22 protein-coding genes are annotated in these 19,532 nt (G+C 36.2%); 18 read left to right on the forward strand and 4 right to left on the reverse strand.

The annotated features are described in order from the left end of the window. Positions 1-30 precede the first annotated feature (30 nt). The 10 genes from HQN62_RS13000 to HQN62_RS13045 all read left to right on the forward strand — a co-directional run bounded on the left by HQN62_RS13000 (position 31) and on the right by HQN62_RS13045 (position 11,165). Positions 31-1,188, forward strand: coding sequence for an aspartate aminotransferase family protein (locus tag HQN62_RS13000; RefSeq protein WP_173504678.1), 1,158 nt, complete (start codon positions 31-33; stop codon positions 1,186-1,188). Positions 1,189-1,412: 224 nt separating this feature from the next. Further along, positions 1,413-2,609 carry a glutamate-5-semialdehyde dehydrogenase gene (locus HQN62_RS13005; RefSeq protein WP_173504679.1) on the forward strand — a complete coding sequence of 399 codons (1,197 nt, stop codon included), beginning with the start codon at positions 1,413-1,415 and terminating at the stop codon, positions 2,607-2,609. 85 nt (positions 2,610-2,694) lie between these two features. After that, positions 2,695-3,456 (forward strand): glutamate 5-kinase, encoded by a 762-nt coding sequence (gene proB / locus HQN62_RS13010; RefSeq protein WP_173504680.1) that lies wholly within the window; start codon positions 2,695-2,697, stop codon positions 3,454-3,456. Positions 3,457-3,626: 170 nt separating this feature from the next. Further along, a complete protein-coding gene (locus HQN62_RS13015) occupies positions 3,627-4,586 on the forward strand; it encodes an N-acetylornithine carbamoyltransferase (protein ID WP_116797910.1) in 960 nt (319 codons plus the stop codon). A 74-nt stretch (positions 4,587-4,660) separates the two neighbouring features. Beyond that, entirely contained in the window at positions 4,661-5,437 is a 777-nt protein-coding gene (gene argB, locus HQN62_RS13020; RefSeq protein WP_173504681.1) for an acetylglutamate kinase, read from the forward strand. 55 nt (positions 5,438-5,492) lie between these two features. Beyond that, complete coding sequence (locus tag HQN62_RS13025; protein WP_173504682.1) at positions 5,493-6,563, forward strand: M20 family metallo-hydrolase; 1,071 nt, start codon at positions 5,493-5,495, stop codon at positions 6,561-6,563. Between the two features lie 185 nt (positions 6,564-6,748). After that, entirely contained in the window at positions 6,749-8,029 is a 1,281-nt protein-coding gene (argH, locus tag HQN62_RS13030) for an argininosuccinate lyase (protein WP_173504683.1), read from the forward strand. Positions 8,030-8,208: 179 nt separating this feature from the next. Continuing rightward, a complete protein-coding gene (locus HQN62_RS13035; protein WP_173504684.1) occupies positions 8,209-8,784 on the forward strand; it encodes a hypothetical protein in 576 nt (191 codons plus the stop codon). A gap of 211 nt (positions 8,785-8,995) precedes the next feature. Further along, on the forward strand, positions 8,996-9,991 hold the full coding sequence (locus HQN62_RS13040) for a DUF2157 domain-containing protein (protein ID WP_173504685.1): 996 nt from the start codon (positions 8,996-8,998) through the stop codon (positions 9,989-9,991). Beyond that, positions 9,978-11,165, forward strand: coding sequence for a hypothetical protein (locus HQN62_RS13045; RefSeq protein WP_173504686.1), 1,188 nt, complete (start codon positions 9,978-9,980; stop codon positions 11,163-11,165). Before HQN62_RS13040 ends, HQN62_RS13045 begins: the two co-directional genes overlap by 14 nt. A gap of 85 nt (positions 11,166-11,250) precedes the next feature. Here HQN62_RS13045 and ytxJ read toward each other — a convergent pair whose 3' ends face one another. Next, positions 11,251-11,640, reverse strand: coding sequence for a bacillithiol system redox-active protein YtxJ (ytxJ, locus tag HQN62_RS13050; protein ID WP_173504687.1), 390 nt, complete (start codon positions 11,638-11,640; stop codon positions 11,251-11,253). Between the two features lie 229 nt (positions 11,641-11,869). On the opposite strand from ytxJ, the gene clpB reads away from it, so the two are divergent. Beyond that, complete coding sequence (clpB, locus tag HQN62_RS13055; protein ID WP_173504688.1) at positions 11,870-14,473, forward strand: ATP-dependent chaperone ClpB; 2,604 nt, start codon at positions 11,870-11,872, stop codon at positions 14,471-14,473. On the opposite strand, the gene HQN62_RS13060 is transcribed toward clpB, so the two are convergent. Both HQN62_RS13060 and HQN62_RS13065 read right to left on the reverse strand, forming a co-directional pair. Continuing rightward, positions 14,470-14,670, reverse strand: coding sequence for a hypothetical protein (locus HQN62_RS13060; protein WP_173504689.1), 201 nt, complete (start codon positions 14,668-14,670; stop codon positions 14,470-14,472). The genes clpB and HQN62_RS13060 overlap by 4 nt on opposite strands. Positions 14,671-14,683: 13 nt before the next feature. Continuing rightward, complete coding sequence (locus HQN62_RS13065) at positions 14,684-14,935, reverse strand: hypothetical protein (protein ID WP_173504690.1); 252 nt, start codon at positions 14,933-14,935, stop codon at positions 14,684-14,686. Between the two features lie 205 nt (positions 14,936-15,140). Between HQN62_RS13065 and HQN62_RS13070 the strand changes: the two genes are divergently transcribed. The 7 genes from HQN62_RS13070 (at position 15,141) to HQN62_RS13100 (ending at position 18,982) form a co-directional block, all read left to right on the forward strand. Beyond that, the gene (locus HQN62_RS13070) at positions 15,141-15,647 is read left to right on the forward strand and encodes a hypothetical protein (protein ID WP_173504691.1); all 507 of its coding nucleotides are present in this window, start codon (positions 15,141-15,143) and stop codon (positions 15,645-15,647) included. 384 nt (positions 15,648-16,031) lie between these two features. Beyond that, positions 16,032-16,316, forward strand: a complete 285-nt coding sequence (locus HQN62_RS13075) for a YtxH domain-containing protein (protein ID WP_116797896.1) — start codon at positions 16,032-16,034, stop codon at positions 16,314-16,316. Positions 16,317-16,333: 17 nt separating this feature from the next. Continuing rightward, the gene (locus HQN62_RS13080; RefSeq protein ID WP_116797895.1) at positions 16,334-16,687 is read left to right on the forward strand and encodes a hypothetical protein; all 354 of its coding nucleotides are present in this window, start codon (positions 16,334-16,336) and stop codon (positions 16,685-16,687) included. Positions 16,688-16,689: 2 nt separating this feature from the next. Further along, the gene (locus HQN62_RS13085) at positions 16,690-17,067 is read left to right on the forward strand and encodes a hypothetical protein (RefSeq protein WP_173504692.1); all 378 of its coding nucleotides are present in this window, start codon (positions 16,690-16,692) and stop codon (positions 17,065-17,067) included. Between the two features lie 294 nt (positions 17,068-17,361). Beyond that, on the forward strand, positions 17,362-17,583 hold the full coding sequence (locus HQN62_RS13090; protein ID WP_116797893.1) for a hypothetical protein: 222 nt from the start codon (positions 17,362-17,364) through the stop codon (positions 17,581-17,583). Between the two features lie 110 nt (positions 17,584-17,693). Next, positions 17,694-18,368, forward strand: a complete 675-nt coding sequence (locus HQN62_RS13095; RefSeq protein WP_173504693.1) for an HAD family hydrolase — start codon at positions 17,694-17,696, stop codon at positions 18,366-18,368. Positions 18,369-18,487: 119 nt separating this feature from the next. Then, positions 18,488-18,982, forward strand: coding sequence for a DUF4199 domain-containing protein (locus HQN62_RS13100; RefSeq protein WP_173504694.1), 495 nt, complete (start codon positions 18,488-18,490; stop codon positions 18,980-18,982). 9 nt (positions 18,983-18,991) lie between these two features. Here the strand turns inward: HQN62_RS13100 and HQN62_RS13105 are convergent, their stop codons facing one another. Continuing rightward, positions 18,992-19,447 (reverse strand): hypothetical protein, encoded by a 456-nt coding sequence (locus tag HQN62_RS13105; RefSeq protein ID WP_173504695.1) that lies wholly within the window; start codon positions 19,445-19,447, stop codon positions 18,992-18,994. Positions 19,448-19,532: the final 85 nt, after the last annotated feature.

The following is a 19,532-nucleotide window of genomic DNA, read 5'->3' on the forward strand; positions in this document are numbered from 1 at the left end:
CCTGAAACTTCAAACTAAAAAACAATAAAAATGAACTTATTTGACGTTTACCCATTATATAACATCACTCCTGTAAAAGCACTAGACTGCACAATAACAGATGAAAATGGTGTGGAATATTTAGACTTATACAGTGGCCACGGAGTAATCTCCATTGGACACACACAACCGGATTATGTAGCCAAATTGAAAAATCAATTGGATAATCTAGGGTTTTATTCGAATGCCATCCAAAATCCATTGCAAGTGGAATTGGCAGAGAAATTAGGCAAACTTTCAGGATGTGAAGAATACAGCTTATTCTTATGCAGTTCTGGAGCTGAAGCCAATGAAAATGCACTGAAACTCGCTTCTTTCCACAACGGAAAATCAAGAGTGATTGCTTTTGACAACTCTTTCCACGGAAGAACTTCGGCAGCCGTTGCGGTTACTGACAACAAAAAAATTGTAGCTCCAATTAATGCACAACAAGTGGTTACTTTCTTGCCTTTGAACGACCTTGATTTGGTAGAAGCCGAATTAAAAAAAGGTGATGTTTGCTCTGTTATCATTGAAGGAATTCAAGGTGTTGGAGGATTGGATGAAGGAACAACCGAATTTTTCCAAGGATTGGAGAAACTTTGCAATCAATACGAAGCAGTTTTGATTTTGGACGAAGTACAATCAGGTTATGGAAGAAGCGGGAAGTTTTTCGCTTTTCAACACCACAATATCAAACCGGATATTATTACACTTGCCAAAGGAATGGGGAACGGTTTCCCGCTTGGCGGAATTTTAATTGCACCAAAATTTACCGCTAGCCACGGATTGTTGGGAACTACTTTTGGAGGAAGCCACCTTGCCTGTGCGGCTGGAATTGCCGTTTTGGACGTAATTGAAAATCAAAAACTGATAGACAACGTAAATGACGTTTACGGTTATTTCCTTGAAGCCATCAAACAAGTTCCTGAAGTGGTTAAGGTAAAAGGAAAAGGATTGATGTTGGGAGTAGAATTTGATTTTGAAGTGGGACCTTTACGTAAAAAACTAATTGTCGAAAAACTGATTTTCACAGGAAGTGCCAACAATAAAAATTTATTGAGAATCCTTCCTCCTTTGACAGTCAAAAAGGAAGCTATAGATACGTTTCTAATCGCTTTGAAAGAAAGCTTGGCTGAATTGAAAGCGGTTGACACTGTATCAATCTAAACATTGAGAATTAATTAACCATATAAGAAATGTAAGTTCATATAAGTAGAAAATTAATTATGTAAATTTATTTTACAATCGTCATTTAATTGACACCACAATTTAGACTAGCTTAAATGAACTTACATTCCTTATATGGTTACCCTTTTTTTTAACAACCAACTAGCATAAAAATAGACTTATATGTTTTAAATTTTATTTTTTGCTTTTTTAACCAAAAACCAATGAATCATTTATTATCCATAGAAAAAAGAAACGCGGTTCTCAATCGAATGGCTGTACTTTTAGAACAAGAAAGAGCCAATATTAAAGCGATTAATCAACAGGATCTAAATAATTATTCTGGAGAGGATTTGGCTATGGAAAAACGTTTATTGGTTGATGATGCCAAAATTTATGGAATGATTTTGTCTATGCAGCAATTGGCTAGCCAAGAAGATCCTGTTGGACAAGTTCGCTTTGATTTCACTCACGAAAACGGAATGAAAGTAACCAATAAAACAGCAGCTTTCGGGACAATTATGATTATTTACGAATCCCGACCTGATGTAACAGTTGAAGCGGGAGGAATTGCATTCAAATCCGGAAATAAAATCTTATTGAAAGGCGGAAAAGAATCTTTGTTATCCAATTTAAAAATTGTTTCGCTTTGGCACCAAGCCTTAGAGGAAAATGAAATTGATACGAATTGGGTAGAATACCTGAATTACAATCGCGTCGAAACTCAAGCATTTTTAGAAAAACCAACGCAAAAAGTAGATTTAATTGTACCTCGTGGTGGAGAACAATTAATTGAATTTACTAAAAAACACGCTACTTGTCCTGTTATAGTAAGCGGTCGAGGAAATAACTTTGTTTATGTAAATCAAGAAGCCGATTTAAAAAAGGCCCTCGACATTATCATCAACGGAAAAACAACCAATATTGGTGTTTGTAATGCCTTAGACAAGGTTTTGATTGATATTAAATTACCTAATTGGCAAGTTTTTGCAAATGAATTAGTTGCCGAATTAAAAAAATACAACGTAGAAGTTTTAGGTGATGCCGCTTTCGCAAATGCGACTCAGGTACCTACAATTGAAAACGAGGAAATTTGGTATGAAGAATTTTTGAATTATAAAATTGTTATCGGAATCGTAAATTCGGACCAAGAAGCAATTGAAAAAATAAATAAATATTGCGGAGGACATTCGGCTTCCATTATCACTCAAAATGATGCTTTGGCACAAGAATTCATGGAAAATGTGGATACAGCAGCCGTGTATCAAAACGCTTCTACCCGATTCACCGACGGTGGTCAATTTGGTCTTGGCGGAGAATTAGCCATCAGCACTGACAAACTACACCAACGCGGTCCAATAGGACTACAGCATTTGGTAACCAATAAATGGTATGTGTACGGTGATGGACAGATAAGATAAGAATTTAGATTGCAGATTGTTGATTTCAGATTCAAGAAAAAACTTAGGATCTTAGTAACTTAGAACCTTAGAGACTTTAAAAAAAATGACTAAAAAAAGAATATTACTAAAGTTAGGCAGCAACACCTTAACCAAGGAAACCAATCATATTTCGAGAGGGAAGATTGAGGATATAGGAATACAGATAGCTGCTTTACAAGATGAATATGAGTTTATCATTGTTAGCTCAGGAGCAATTGCTGCAGCCAAACAATTCGTAAAACTGGAAAATCAGGATGAGGATGTTTTTGTAAAACAAGCTTTGGCATCGATAGGTCAGCCACATTTGATGCGGATTTACCATGAAAACTTCAGTGATTTGGGACTACTCACCTCGCAATGTTTGTTGTCATATTCTGATTTTGAAAAGCAACAGTCCAAGGTCAATATTGTAAATACCATCAATGTATTGGTCAAAAACAATTATATCCCGATTATCAATGAAAATGACACTGTGGCTACAGATGAGATTAAATTTGGGGATAATGATAAATTGGCGGCATTAGCAGCAGTTTTATTAAACGTTGATATTCTGATAATTGCAACGAACACTAACGGTATTTACACCAAATCGTCAATTCACGATGAAGTACCAGAAACGATAGAACTAGTAACTGATTTATCGCTTTTGCAAAAAGAAATTGGAGATAAAAAATCGTCTCACGGAACAGGTGGGATGCAATCCAAAATTGATTCGGCAGCCATTGCCAAAGCTGCAAATATCGAAACTTGGATTGTAAACGGACTCGAAGATAATTTTATGTTGAAGGCTTTGGAGAACAAAATTGCTTTTACAAAGATTGTGTAGAAAGCTTAACCGCAAAGTTCGCAAAGGAAGCGCAAAGCACACAAAGCTTTGCGAACCTTGCCATAAACCTTGCGAACCTTGCGGTTAATTTTTAGAAACAAATTATTTAAAGAAAAAATCCGCACCTTATCCGTGTCAAATCATATGTATCTATACTAAACAAAAAAACCATGAACTACACCTCAATAAAAGAAATAGATTCACTCCAAAAATGGGTGAAAGAAGCTATAAAAATCAAAAAAAATCCACTTAAGAATAAGAAACTAGGAAAACACAAAACCTTAGTAATGTTGTTTTTTAATTCGAGTTTGAGAACACGTTTGAGTACACAAAAAGCAGCTTTGAACTTGGGCATGAACGTAATGGTAATGAACTTTGGCAGTGAGGGTTGGACACTCGAATTCGAAGATGGAACCATTATGAACCAAGGTGCTTCGGAACACATCAAAGAAGCGGCAGAAGTAGTTTCGCAATACTGCGACATTATTGCCATCAGAGCTTTTGCAGGTTTGGTTGACAAAGAAAAAGACAATGCCGAAACGGTAATGAATGGTTTCTTGAAATACGCCACGGTCCCAATTCTAAATATGGAAAGTGCCACAGGACATCCGTTACAATCCCTTGCTGATGCCATCACAATGGAGGAAAACAAAACCAAACACAGACCAAAAGTGGTTCTTTCGTGGGCACCACACCCCAGAGCATTGCCTCAGGCCGTACCTAATTCATTTGTAGAAATGATGCAATTGCAAACCGAAATGGATTTTGTGATTACACACCCGGAAGGCTATGAATTGAACCCTGAAATTACAAAAGATTCTAAAATCGAATACGATCAGGACAAAGCTTTTGAAAATGCCGATTTTATCTATGCCAAAAACTGGAGCAACTATAAAGAATACGGTAAAATAACTAATTCCGACCCGAATTGGACCATCACTGCCGATAAAATGAAATTGACTAATAATGCCAAATTCATGCACTGTTTGCCCGTAAGACGTAACGTAATTGTAACGGATGAAGTAATTGACAGCGAAAATTCGATTGTAATTCAACAGGCGAATAACAGAACCTATTCCGCTCAATTGGTTTTGCAGAAGATTTTGGAAAGTTTAGAGAAAAGAAAATAGAACATAGGCGAATAGATAATAGACATTTTAGTAAACACAAATCTAAAATCTTTAATCAACAATCATAAATCAATATGACTCCTTTATCAATCATAAAAATTGGTGGCAACATCATCGACAATCAAGCCGAATTAAAACAGTTCCTGACTGATTTTTCCAAAATTGAAGGCTATAAAGTACTCGTTCACGGTGGCGGAAAATCGGCAACCAAAATGGCGAAAAGTATCGGATTAGTTCCTCAAATGATTGATGGACGACGTATTACCGATGCCCCGATGCTCGATGTGGTAGTGATGATTTATGCCGGTGAAATCAATAAAAATGTAGTTGCTCAATTACAGGCCAACAATACCAATGCTGTAGGATTTTCGGGTGCAGACGGTAATTTGATTTTGTCTACAAAAAGAAACCACCCCACAATTGATTATGGTTTTGTGGGCGACGTTCAAAAAGTGAATACTCCTTTATTGAAAACGTTATTAAAGAGCGGAATAACACCTGTTTTTTGCGCCATCACTCACGACGGAAAAGGGCAATTATTGAATACCAACGCCGATACCATTGCCAGTGAATTGGCCATTGCATTGTCCGAAGTTTTTGAAGTAACCTTGACGTATTGTTTCGAAAAACCGGGAGTTTTGTACGATGCTGATGATGACAGTTCTGTAATCGAACAAATCAACCACGAATTATACACCAAATTAAAAGCCGAAAAAGCGATACATTCCGGGATGATTCCTAAGTTAGACAACTGTTTCAATAGTTTGTCCAAAGGGGTTCAAAAAATAAAAATTGGACACCATAGAATGTTACAAAATGCTGAAGTTACACATACCAGCATTGAATTATAAAAAACACTAACAAACCTAACCGGTTTTAAAAACGACTTAGGTTTCAGAAAAATATATGAAAAACATAGAAACCCTAACACAAGAAGCCATTGCGTTATTAAAATCGCTGATTGAAACTCCTTCCTTTTCGAGTGAAGAAGAACAAACTGCGCTTTTAATCGAGAATTGGTTTACACAAAATAGCATTCCATTCGAGCGGGAAAACAATAATATCTGGGCTTTCAATCAACATTTTGACAAATCCAAACCAACATTATTGCTCAACTCCCATCACGATACTGTAAAACCGAATCAAGGTTACACCAACGACCCGTTCAAAGCCATCGAAAAAGACGGTAAATTGTACGGATTGGGCAGTAATGATGCAGGAGGTTGTTTGGTTTCCCTTATGGCGACTTTTGTTTATTTTTATGCCAAAGAAAACCTGTCCCACAATATTGTAATCGTAGCTTCAGCCGAGGAAGAAAGCAGTGGCAAAAAAGGATTGAACAGTGTTTTAAAACATTTACCCGAATTGGATTGCGCCATCGTTGGTGAACCTACATTAATGCAATTGGCTGTCGCCGAAAAAGGTTTATTGGTACTCGATGTAGTTGTCAAAGGAACTGCCAGTCATGCGGCTCACAATAACCCTGACAACCCTATTTACAATGCAATGCCTGTAATTGATTGGTTCAAAACCTATCAATTCGAGAAAATATCCGAGGTTTTAGGGCCTGTAAAAATGACCGTAACCCAAATCAATGCAGGAAAACAACACAACGTAGTTCCTGCCGAATGTCATTTGGTAGTCGATATTCGCGTGAATGACTGTTACAGCAATGTCGAAATTTTAGAAACTGTCAACAAGAATCTAACTGCTCAAATAACACCGCGTTCGATGCACTTAAACGCCTCGTCCATTCCAGTTTCACACGGTTTGGTGCAAGCTGGAATCGCATTGGGAAGAACGACCTATGGCTCGCCTACCCTTTCGGATCAGTCGGTTTTGAATTGTCAATCCTTGAAATTGGGGCCAGGAGAATCACTGCGATCACACTCGGCAGACGAATTTATATTTGTAAACGAAATTGAAGAAGGAATCCAATTGTACATCAAAATACTGGGAGACTTTTTAAAGAACTAAAATAATTTTTAGGAGCTAATCCCGCTATCCGCTGCAATCTTGTGTGCCGAACCCCGGCCCACAAGGATTTTCGCTACTATCGGGGCTAGGGCTGTCAAGAATCAAGAAATTTTTTGGAATAATAAAAACTTTGTGAATTTTTGAGCTTCCTTTGCGAAACTCTGGGAAACAAAAAAACATATCTTATGAAACTTTGGGAAAAAGGAATACCGACCGATAAACAAATCGAACATTTTACAGTAGGAAATGACAGGGAACTTGATTTGGTTTTGGCCAAATACGATGCTTTAGGATCGATTGCGCACGCCAAAATGTTGGGACAAATCGGGCTGTTGACCAATGACGAAACCGAATCCTTGGTAGTCGCTTTAAACGAAATTATAAAAGACATAGCAAACGGAAATTTCGAAATCGAAGACAGCTTTGAAGACGTACATTCCAAAATCGAATATTTACTGACAGTAAAATTGGGTGATGCCGGAAAAAAAATCCACACCGCACGTTCCCGTAACGATCAGGTTTTGGTCGATGTAAATTTATACCTTAAAGATGTAGTCAAAGAATTGAAAGAGCAAGTAAAAACGCTTTTTGATTTAATGATGGAATCGGCAGAGAAACACCAAAATGTATTGTTGCCAGGTTACACACACCTTCAAATTGCGATGCCTTCTTCTTTCGGGATGTGGTTTTCCGCCTATGCCGAAACCTTGATTGATGATATAACAATGCTAAATGCAGCTTTAAAAATTGTCGATCAAAATCCATTAGGTTCTGCTGCGGGTTACGGAAGTTCATTTCCAATCAACAGAACTTTCACTACCAAAGAATTAGGTTTTGAAACTTTAAAATACAATTCGGTTGCCGCACAAATGAGCCGTGGAAAATCGGAAAAAACGGTTGCTTTTGCCATGAGCAGTGTTGCCGCAACTTTGGCAAAATTCTCAATGGATGTGTGTTTATACATGAGCCAAAATTTTGATTTTATCGGTTTGCCATCGCATCTTACCACCGGTTCCAGCATTATGCCACACAAGAAAAACCCCGATGTTTTCGAATTGATTCGCGGTAAATGCAACAAAATTCAAGCTTTGCCATATGAAATCACTTTGATTACCAATAATCTTCCAAGTGGTTACCACAGGGATTTTCAATTATTGAAAGAAGGCTTGTTCCCTGCCATTCAAAACTTAAAAGCTTGTTTGGATATTGCCATTTTCTCTATCAAAGACATAAAGGTAAAAGACAATATTCTTGCAGATAAAAAATACGATTACCTTTTTACCGTTGATACTTTAAACGAAATGGTGGTAGCAGGAATGCCATTTAGAGACGCCTACAAAGCCGTTGCTGAGCAATTGGAAAACGGAACCTACCAATCTCCAAAAGAAACTAAACACACACATGAAGGAAGTATCAATAACCTTTGTTTGGAGGAGATAAAGGCTAAAATGAAGAGCTCATATTAATTCAAAAATCAAATCAATCAAAAAATCCATAAAGTACTTTATGGATTTTTTTTTATAATCTACTCTAAGCTATCATATTAACAAAAATAACTTAAATGATTCAATTTTTTAACCTTAAAATAATAGTATGCATGCATAATATTATTTATTTTCACATAAAATTTAAAAAAACTACCCCAATGAAATTGACCAAAAAGATTGCCCTATTAGTATTTTTTAGCTCTATGCTTTTCAACAGTTGTTCAAATGACGATTCAACAAAAACCGATACTGTTGCTAATACCTCTACTTTAAAAACCTTCACCGATGTCACTTTTTCTTTAGACCAGTCAGAAGGATATGATGCTGGGCTATATTTCTCAACAGAGTTAGGAAAATCATTTAAAACTAATAAAATTGATGCCGCTACTTTACCCAAAATTGACATTGCTTTTTATAGCGCAAATTATAGTTTAAATTATTTCATGAGTCCTAATAATGCTAATTATGGAATTAAAGGTGCCTCACTTAGTCTATTTATAAATGCTCAAAAAGACCTATTGACAATTCAACAATTCAACAAAATAGAAAAAAGTACCGATTTTGATACTATCAAAATAGATAACGACGACGACGATTCATTCCCAGATGATAAAACTCCAAATGTAGTATTATTCAAAAATGCTGCTGGCAAAAAAGGAGCTATCTACATAAAATCTGTTCACAGAGTAGGTTATGATCCTAGAGTTGTAGTTGATATTAAAATTCAGAAATAAAATTGCTTACTAATTCAATTCTTGAAACCAATTTTTCTAAACAGAAAAATTGGTTTTTTTATGCTTTTTAGTTTCATACTGTTAAAGTTGGAGACAACTCAAAATAAATCATAATCCCTCTCATCTTCTTTAAAGCTTAAAATTACTCCAACGCACTCATTAATTAGTAATAAAAATTCTATATATTTGAGAGATATCTTAAATAAATAGCATGGCGAATTTCGAAGAACAAGCTACTCAAACGCTTTTTGACAAAAATCATATTACAGAAGAACAATTCGAAGCCATTCAGGCGTATCGAGGATTGAATTTATTTTCGGTTCATAACGAATTGAAGTTCTTGTTATACCTTTCGATGTTGATGTTTACGTCGGGAATTGGTATTTTGATTTACCAAAACATAGACACCATCGGACATACCGCAATTCTTGGATTGCTGCTTTTGGTGACATTGACTTGTTTTTATTTTTGTTTTAAAAATCACGTGGGCTTTAAAAAAGAAGAAGCTCTATTCCCCAATCCGCTTTATGATTATTTGGTGCTTACGGCGGTTATATTGAGCTGTTCGTTTGTGGGATATTTGCAGTTTCAATATCAAACTTTTGGAACTCATTACGGATTGGCTACTTTGGTGCCGACATTCATCAGTCTTTTTTGTGCCTATTATTTCGACAATAAAAGCGTTTTGTCTATAGGAATTACAGGAATGGCTGCTTATTTAGGACTTTCGGTCGATCCAAAGCATGTTTTTAAAAACGAGATGATCGACAATACCTACTTGAGCTATATTGGATTAGCTTTTGGATTGACCTTATTACTTTGGGTTTTGTATGCGACGAAAATCAATTTAAAAAAACACTTCAATTTGGTCTATCTAACTTTTTCACTTCATCTGGTTAGCATCGCCTGCATCGTCAATTTATTTCAGGATTACTGGCTGGCTTTTGGGGTAGTATTGGGAATCGCAGCCTACTATTTTTATAATTTAAGTTTCCAAATAAGGTCTATTTCTCTGTTTATTTTCACGGTTTTATATGGATATATTGGAATGAACATATTAATGGTAAGACTTTTAGACTCAATCCATCTGGAAGACTTATTCTCATTATTCATTTTCACAACGCCTTTTTATTTTATTGGCTCCATAATTGGATTTATAAAATTGATTAAACACTTCAACAAAAACACTACCGATGATAGTATATGATAAAACACTTTTAGACAACGTTTATATAGATGAAGAAGCCAATCGATTAAAAAAATCGGGTTTCATTAGTTTGGAGCAATACCAATCGATTGGCTACCAATTACCGAGACTGAAAAGTCAGAAGAATATCTTTATACGAATTGGTTTCTTCATTCTGGGTTGTATGTTGTATTCCTCGATTTGCGGAATGTTATCACTATTTGGATTGGCAATTATGGATGACGCCTATTTATTTTTCATCTATGTCTTTGCCATAATTGGTTTTGGAGCCAAGGAGTTCATGTCGAGAGAAATGAAGTATTTTGGTTTTGGTCTGGACGATGCCTTTATTTTGGGAGCTATTGCAACACTATTGACAGCAGTTGGACTCAGCTTTGAAGAAAATTACAATACAAACTATTTGGCTGTAATCATTGTAATGGCAATCGTTTCGACTATTGCTTATTTACGATATCTCAATCTCTCTTTGGCCCTGCTAGCCTGTTTGGGAATAACGGCAAGTCTGGCATATATAACATTTGAGTATTTAGAAATCGGAAAATCCATATTACCTTTTGTAATATTACTTTTTTCCGGCGGTTCTTATTTTATTTCCAAAAATAAACTGCAAAATCTAACTGCACCCTATTATGCTAATGGCCTGAAACTAGCCAAAGCCTTCAGTTTAATACTATTCTATCTGGCTGGAAATTATTATGTGGTAAGAGAATTAAATTTCAGTCTTTCCGGCGAGTATTATTATAATGGTGTGAGTCCAGAAATTCCTTTTGCCATATTCTTTTGGGCCTTTACGATTTCAGTTCCTGCCCTCTATTTGTTTTTCTCTCTAAAAAACAAAGACCGAATGATGCTTTGGATTGGTTTTCTTGCACTTTGTTTTGCCCTTTTTACCATCAGAATGTATCATCACGTTTTACCTCCTGAAGTGGCTTTAACCATCGGAGGGCTGGTTGTATTTGCTTTTACTTATTTTTCAATAAAAAAAACGAAGTACAACGAAACCGGAATCACGTTCAAAGAAGACCGATTTGCCAATCCAAATTCTTTTGCCAATCTGCAAACTCTTGTGGTCGCTTCACAATTTGGACTTAAACCCGAGGCTAAAGTCGATGAATCACCAATGAAGTTTGGCGGCGGTGGATTTAGCGGTGGTGGCTCTGGAGGGGAGTTTTAAAAACAAGACCATTAAAACATAAAAATCTTACCGCTGATTCGCAGATTTAAACTTTAAAAAAAATCTGCGAATCTGCGGTATTATTTTACAATCTCTCCACCAAATCTCCCGCATCAATATCACTATGCGAAGCATCATAAACCGATTGACCATTTTTGATCAACAATAATTGTGGCGATTGGTGCACTACCTGAAAACGGTTTGCGATTTCATTGGAAACATCACGGTATTCGATTAAATCCAAAAAGTAAGCATCTACCTTATCTTCTAAAGCATATTCATTTTCAAATTGCTTAAGGGCGAATCTACTGATGCTACAACGTGTGCTGTGTTTGAAAATCGCTATTGGTTTTTCATTCGATAAAACTACAATCTCATTCAATTGGTCTAAGTTAGTTAGCGGAATCCAATTGATTTTACTTCCTGTTACTTTCTTTTCTTCTGAACTACCGAATAGGGAATTGAATATGCTCATTTTGTCTTATTTTATGTCTTTTTGTCTTTTTAATATGATAAAAATCATCACGGAAACGTCAAATTGTCCGTAAATTTATAGTGGAATACCATTTGATGATTATTTTGCAAAGTTAGTTATTAAATAGTGAAATTCAGTAATCAACAATTGGTTATAACTGATTAACCATAATTAAAACTTATAGCTAATTACAAGTAAAACAAACATATAAAACATAAAACCTTTAATCATGAACATTAATAAATTTACCATTAAATCGCAGGAAGCCATACAGCTTTCCCAGCAACTGGTTCAGAGTTTGGGTCAACAACAAATAGAAAACGAACACATTTTCAAATCTATTTTTGAAGTTGATGAGAATGTGGCTCCGTTTATTTTGAAAAAACTGAACGTCAATGTGCCTTTATTTATTCAAATTTTAGACAGTACCATTCAGAGTTTTCCAAAAGTTTCCGGAGGCGAAATTCAGCTTTCCAGAACCGCCAATACAACCCTGAACGAAGCCGAAATCATTGCCAAAAAAATGAACGACGAATACGTTTCCATCGAGCATTTGATTCTAGCCATTTTTGATTCCAAAAGCAAAGCAGCCCAAATCCTAAAAGACCAAGGCGTAACCGGAAAAGGACTAAAAGCCGCTATCGAAGAATTGCGTAAAGGCGAAAGAGTAACCTCAGCCTCAGCCGAAGAAAATTACAATTCTTTGAACAAATACGCCAAAAACCTCAACGAACTAGCAAGAACCGGGAAACTGGATCCTGTGATTGGGCGTGACGAAGAAATCCGACGCGTACTGCAAATTCTTACCCGAAGAACCAAAAACAACCCAATGTTGGTGGGAGAACCAGGTGTGGGTAAAACTGCCATTGCCGAAGGTCTCGCGCATAGAATTGTGGATGGCGACGTACCCGACAACCTGAAAGACAAAATCGTATTCTCTCTCGATATGGGAGCCTTGATTGCGGGTGCCAAATACAAAGGGGAATTCGAAGAACGTTTAAAATCGGTGGTTAAAGAAGTGATTGCTGCCGAAGGAGACATCGTATTATTTATTGACGAAATTCACACGCTTGTGGGTGCAGGTGGTGGCGATGGCGCAATGGATGCCGCCAACATTCTGAAACCAGCTTTGGCTCGTGGAGAATTAAGAGCCATCGGTGCAACGACTCTAGACGAATACCAAAAATATTTCGAAAAAGACAAAGCACTCGAACGTCGTTTTCAAAAAATCATCATCGAAGAACCCGATACAGAAAGTGCCATCTCAATCCTTAGAGGTATCAAGGAAAAATACGAAACACATCATAAAGTACAAATCAAGGACGACGCTATCATTGCTGCCGTAACACTTTCGCAACGCTACATCACCAATCGTTTCCTTCCGGACAAAGCCATCGACTTAATGGACGAAGCGGCTTCCAAACTGCGTATGGAAATCAACTCCAAACCAGAAGAACTGGACGTTTTGGATCGAAAAATAATGCAGTTGGAAATCGAAATTGAAGCCATAAAACGCGAAAAAGACGAAAGCAAACTCAAAATATTGGGAATGGATTTGGCCAATCTCAAAGAAGATCGAAATGAGATTTATGCCAAATGGAAATCCGAGAAAGAAGTTGCCGATAATATTCAGGAAGTAAAAACCGAAATCGAAAATTTCAAATTCGAAGCCGAACGCGCCGAACGTGAGGGCGACTACGGAAAAGTAGCCGAAATCCGTTACGGAAAAATCAAGGAAGTCCAAGATCGATTGGCTGTTTTCCAAAAACAATTGGCCGAAAACCAATCGGGAACTTCATTGATTAAGGAAGAAGTAACCCGCGAAGACATTGCCGAAGTAGTGGCCAAATGGACCGGAATTCCCGTAATGAAAATGTTGCAGGGCGAACGCGAAAAACTGTTGCATCTAGAAGAAGAACTGCACAAACGTGTGGTAGGACAAGAAGAAGCCATACAAGCCGTGAGTGACGCCGTGCGTCGTAGCCGTGCCGGCTTACAGGATATGAAAAAACCGGTGGGAACTTTCCTTTTCCTCGGAACAACTGGAGTTGGGAAAACCGAACTTGCTAAAGCTCTGGCTGAATATCTTTTCGATGACGAAAACGCCATGACCCGAATCGACATGAGCGAATACCAAGAACGCCACAGCGTGAGCCGATTGGTAGGTGCGCCTCCGGGATACGTGGGCTATGACGAGGGTGGACAATTGACCGAAGCCGTGCGTCGTAAACCGTATTCTGTGATTCTGCTGGACGAAATCGAGAAAGCCCACCCGGACACCTTCAACATCTTGTTGCAGGTACTCGACGAAGGCCGTCTGACCGACAACAAAGGACGTTTGGCCGATTTCAAAAACACCATTATCATTATGACTTCCAACATGGGAAGCCAGATTATTCAAGAAAAATTCGAGAATCTAAAAGGAAGTATCGAAGCCGCCACCGAAATCGCTAAAGTTGAAGTACTCGGATTATTGAAACAAACTGTACGCCCCGAGTTCATCAACCGTATCGACGAAATCGTAATGTTCACGCCGCTTACCGCCAAAAACATTACCAAAATCGTTGGCTTGCAGTTGAAAAACGTTACCGATATGCTTGCCCAACAAGGCATCACGATGGACGCCACTCCCGAAGCTATCGCGTATCTGTCTCTGAAAGGTTATGACCCGCAATTTGGTGCCAGACCCGTAAAACGAGTAATTCAAAGAGAAGTCCTCAACCAACTCTCCAAAGAAATCCTCGCCGGAAAAGTACATCCCGAGAGCATCATCCTACTCGATGCCTTCGACAACGAACTCGTTTTTAGAAATCAAACCGAGTTGGTACACTAATATAGCTTACTAAAACGTTTGCCAAAATTTTGAACTTTGGCAAAGGTCATCAACAACACCAGTCGAAAAGCTGGTGTTTTTTTTGTTTTAGGAGCAGAGGAATTAGCTTTTTCATCAACTTCACTCCCGCTGTACGCAATATCTTTTGGGCTGAACCCCATCCCAAAAGGATATTTGCTTCCATCGGGGCTAGACAAGGCATCTAATTTTTTAGAAATATTTTTTTTGGATAAATAAAATTATAACGCCGATAACAACATCTATAATTATTTGCAAATAAACTTTTTTGCTTCTAGTCCAAAAACTAGAATAATTTGGAGAGTTTATCGGGATATTAAATTGATTTGATTTTTTTGAGGAAATTTCATTTTGTGAATCTTTATTCACTTGTGTCATAGTAAACACAAACAGTTTTTTTTCGGTAGTACAACTAAGTACAACTTTGCGGGTAATATGCTTCATCACATACTTTATTTTAAATTAATAATATCAAATTTACTGATAATCAAGTTTAATAACTTAAATTACACCATTACTTATAAACAAAAATTGTTAGTTATTTAACCCGCTCAACGGCGTCTCCCGACTTCGTCGCACACCCTCAACAACACCAATAACGCGAATTTGCAATCCATTCCCATTCCAATTTGAACTTAAAATAAAACGTATGTCAAAACGAGATGAATTACAGAAATTCCCTTTATATCAAAAAGCAGAACAAATTTTTAAAATCACACAAGGATTAGTAGAAATTGTCCCTGCTGACAATGAATTTCTACAAGAAACAAGAGTTCGATTTATGTTGGAAAATGCAATGATAATACCCGCTAAAATTGCAGGAGCCCAAGCAGTCGAGTTGTATGATATAAAAATGGAAAATGCCACCATAATTCGAAAAGCAGCTAGGGAGTTATATGTCCAAGCTGGTAGTTTACGTTTTGAAGAGGATATCTCGGACAAAGACTATATCCTTTTGTTGAGAAAAGAAATCGATGAATTCCGATTGTTATTTATTGATTGGGTAGCTGGTTTTGATGTGTGGAATTATATTAAAGACGATTGGGGATTGTTCAACCCACCAGGAGTAAATGCACACGATAAAGACCCCGATGAAGACATTCCTTTTAATCCTGATGATTTTTTTAATTTTGAGGATGATGATGAGAATGAATAATTCAAATACACCATTAATTCTATGCCTCTGGGTCGTTAACAGAAGCCTAGTATTTACAAAACAAAAAAGCAACTCTTGATGGAGTTGCTTTTTTAGTTTATCTAATGAATAACCCGTAAATAATACAACTTTTCTAAAAAGTATTATAATACAATCTTTAACCAATACTCTGACCTTTACAAGGTTGAAAATAATTTAAAAACTAAACATTATGAACAATATATTCAGAGGCCTGCTAGCAGGTTATGGAGCAAAAAAACTAGGAGGTGGATGCTTCGGCACAATTTTAGTTTTTATAATTATCTGGGTGCTTTTGGGGCAGTGCAGTTAAAAATTTAAATTCTATTCAATATAAAAATATAAACAATCTAAAACAAAACAGTTATGAGTACAGGTAAAGTAATATTAGGAACAGTAGCGGGTCTTGCCATAGGCGGAATTTTAGGAATTCTATTTGCTCCCGAAAAAGGTTCGGTAACCCGAAAACAAATCTTGGATAAAGGAAATGATTATGCTGACGATTTGAAATCAAAACTTAACGAGTTTTCTGATTCCATCACAGATAAACTTCAAAACGCAAAAGAATTTGCTCAAGGCCTAACAGAGGATGCTAAAGCAGAATTTGATGAAGCAAAATTTGATACCAATCACAGCGCTTCAAAATATTAATCCAAAATAAATATATTATGACTGAGGATACAAGCCCTATAGCAATGCTTTTTGAGCGGGCAGAAGATTACAGTAAAACAACTCTAAAGTTGATTAAGCTAAATGCCATAGACAAATCCGCCGATGTAGCCTCATCTCTTGTTGCTCGACTTGCAGTGGTTATGACCGTTGTATTCTCAGTTTTAATTATTAGCATGGGCGTATCAATATGGTTAGGAAAACTGCTTGGTGATACCTCTTACGGATTTTTTATAGTAGGTGCTTTTTATGTTTTTATGGCAATTCTTCTTCATCTATTTCGCAAACAATGGTTAAAATATCCCGTTAGCAATTCTATTATTAAACAATTGCTAAAAGAAAAAATGCTATGAAAATGAGAAACGAAACAGATTCATTAAATGAATTGATTCTTCTACAGGAGAAAAAACACGATACTGAATTGGCTTTATTGAGAAACCAATTTGATCTTACCTATGAAAGTTTAAAACCTGTCAATCTGATCAAAAGCCTATTTCACGAAGTAACCACTTCACCCGAGATAAAAAATGATTTGGTTGGAAACACGCTTGGCTTAGGTGCTGGATTTCTTTCCAAAAAAATTTTTGGAGACAATCCACAAAGTCCTGTCAAAAAGGTATTAGGAACCATGCTCCAATTTGCTGTGACCAATGTGGCGGCGAAGCATTCAGATAGCATCAAAAACATTGGAAGCAATCTTTTGAATCATTTTTTTCATAAAAATAAAAGCTAAACAAATTATTGTATAGACAATAATTTAGATTTTATTTTATCGAAAAGACAGCTCTGCGATTCCAATACTACATTATGGAAGTGCCGTTTTTTAGTAGATATCCTTCTGATTTCATTATTCATTAAAACAATGTTATTTCTTACTTTTAAATAAAATAAATGTATTTTATCGATATATTAATAAAGTTTAACTAATTTTATGACAGATTTTGAGAACCAAATCCAAGCTTAAAAGCAGTAACGGTTTGTCTCTCAAAGAATTTAAAAACAAAAGATATAAAACAACTATACTACTATGAAATCAACATTACACTTCTTAATTGATTTTTTTGCGACTCTTTATGATTTGGTTATTGATTTTTTTGCATTGCAATATGATTTGGTCGTTGGCTTTATAGTTTTTTTGGGGGAGTATTTCAAATGGGCTACCACTAGCTCTCGCAAGTCTACCGATTTTGCAGAACCCGCTGAGGAATCAATTAAAGTACACAATCAAAACCCTTTTGATGTTAGATAACTATAATTCATAAAATTCTAAATGTTTAAAAAACAATATTCCTACCTTTGACACAATACCAAAACAACAATCGAAAAGCACATCCTTTCGATTGAATTAAAAAATAAAGAATGAAATTCAAAGGAGTTATTTTTGATTTAGACGGAACACTGGTTAATTCACTTGAAGACATTGCAGATGCTATGAATAGTGTCCTTCAAGGTCTCAACTACCCTACTCATAATTATGATGCGTACCAATATTTTATTGGGAGCGGCCTTCGAAATTTGGTAAGCAAATCATTGCCCGAAACACATAATGATGAAAAGCATATCGATCATTGTTACCAATTGATGATTGAAGAATATAGCGATAATTGTACTCGTAAAACAAAACCTTACGATGGGATTGTCCAATTATTGGATCACTTAATTTCACATAATATCAAACTAAGCGTATTCTCCAATAAATCGGATGAGCTTACCAAGAAAATCACGACTGCTTTATTCCCAAACTATTTTGCCCCTATAGTGGGTTTGAGTGTTGAATCACTAAAAAAGCCTAATCCATCTGAAGCCATAGCAATAAGCAAAACTCTAGGACTAAAAGATGAAGAAATAATTTTCGTGGGAGATTCTGGAATTGATATGCAAACAGCTACCAATGCCAATATGTTTGCGGTGGGGGTTTCATGGGGATATCGACCAGAAGAAGAACTGATTGCAAATGGAGCAAAATATGTATTAAACCATCCATTGGATTTAATTAAAGTTTTGCAACCCGAAGGCGTTACTATATTGATGTAATTCGTGCCTCCCTAAAACGCAACTCACATCAAACTTTGACCAGGAATTGGTATTTGAATACAAAAATTGACAAAGATTTTTTTCTATATCTTTGATATTCAATCCAAAAAACTATAATTATGGTCAATAACATCTTAAGAAACGGAATTTTAGGAGGAATAATTGCTGCAATTGTTATGGCTTCGATGGTATTTTATATGAAAGCCAATCCGGGAGAGGAGCCCAATTCAATTATAAGTTTTATCAGTATGCTTTTAGCTTTTACCTTCCTGATATTGGGTATCAATCAACAACGCGAAATCAATAATGGTAAAATCACTTTCGGCAACGCCTTCCTGACAGGATTGGGAATTTCATTTGTCATTGCAACCATTTACGTTTTGGTCTGGCTGGTTATTTATTACAACTTTTTTCCTGATTTTATGGATAGATATGGTGAAATGGTCTTAAAAAACGCCAAACCCGAAGATCTTGCAGCCAAAACTACCGAAATATACCAAATGAAGGAATGGTATAAAAGCCCTTTAATGGTAATCTTGCTTACTTATATGGAAATTTTCCCAATTGGCATTGTAATTTCTTTAATTGCAGGACTAATTCTAAAGAAAAAATAAACTGCTTTTTTATTGTACTATTTTTTCAAAAGTCAAATAATCAATAGCGGTTTCACCCTTGCTGTCATCCTTTAGTTTCACAGAAGTACCTGTATTCTCCATTACCTTCCAATCCCCATTTAAATCTTGAAAGATATCTACGGGACTCATTGAAATTTTAAAAATCGTGCTGAAAAGATCATTATCACTGGTACTTTTGGCTACCGACCACATACCTATATAGGAATTTGTTTCTTTGGTTGAAGTCAATACGTCATTACTTCCAAAAACAAAATTATAACCCGCATAATTCAAAGTTTCATCCTTTCCGGAATCGTAAAAATAACTAACCTTCCATGTTCCGTCTTTTATAGTATCGCTGACGTCGTCGACCGTATTTTTACTATCATCATTACTACAGGAAACAAAAGTTGCGACCACAACAGTTATGAATAAAACAAATCGGTATATATTTTTTAATTTCATAATCACCTATAAGTCTTTAAGTTATCACTATTTTAAAATCTGCCTTTGTAAAATTAAGAATTAAAATTAGACTTCAAATTAATTA

The sequence above is a fragment of the Flavobacterium sp. M31R6 genome, assembly GCF_013284035.1.
GTDB lineage: Bacteria > Bacteroidota > Bacteroidia > Flavobacteriales > Flavobacteriaceae > Flavobacterium.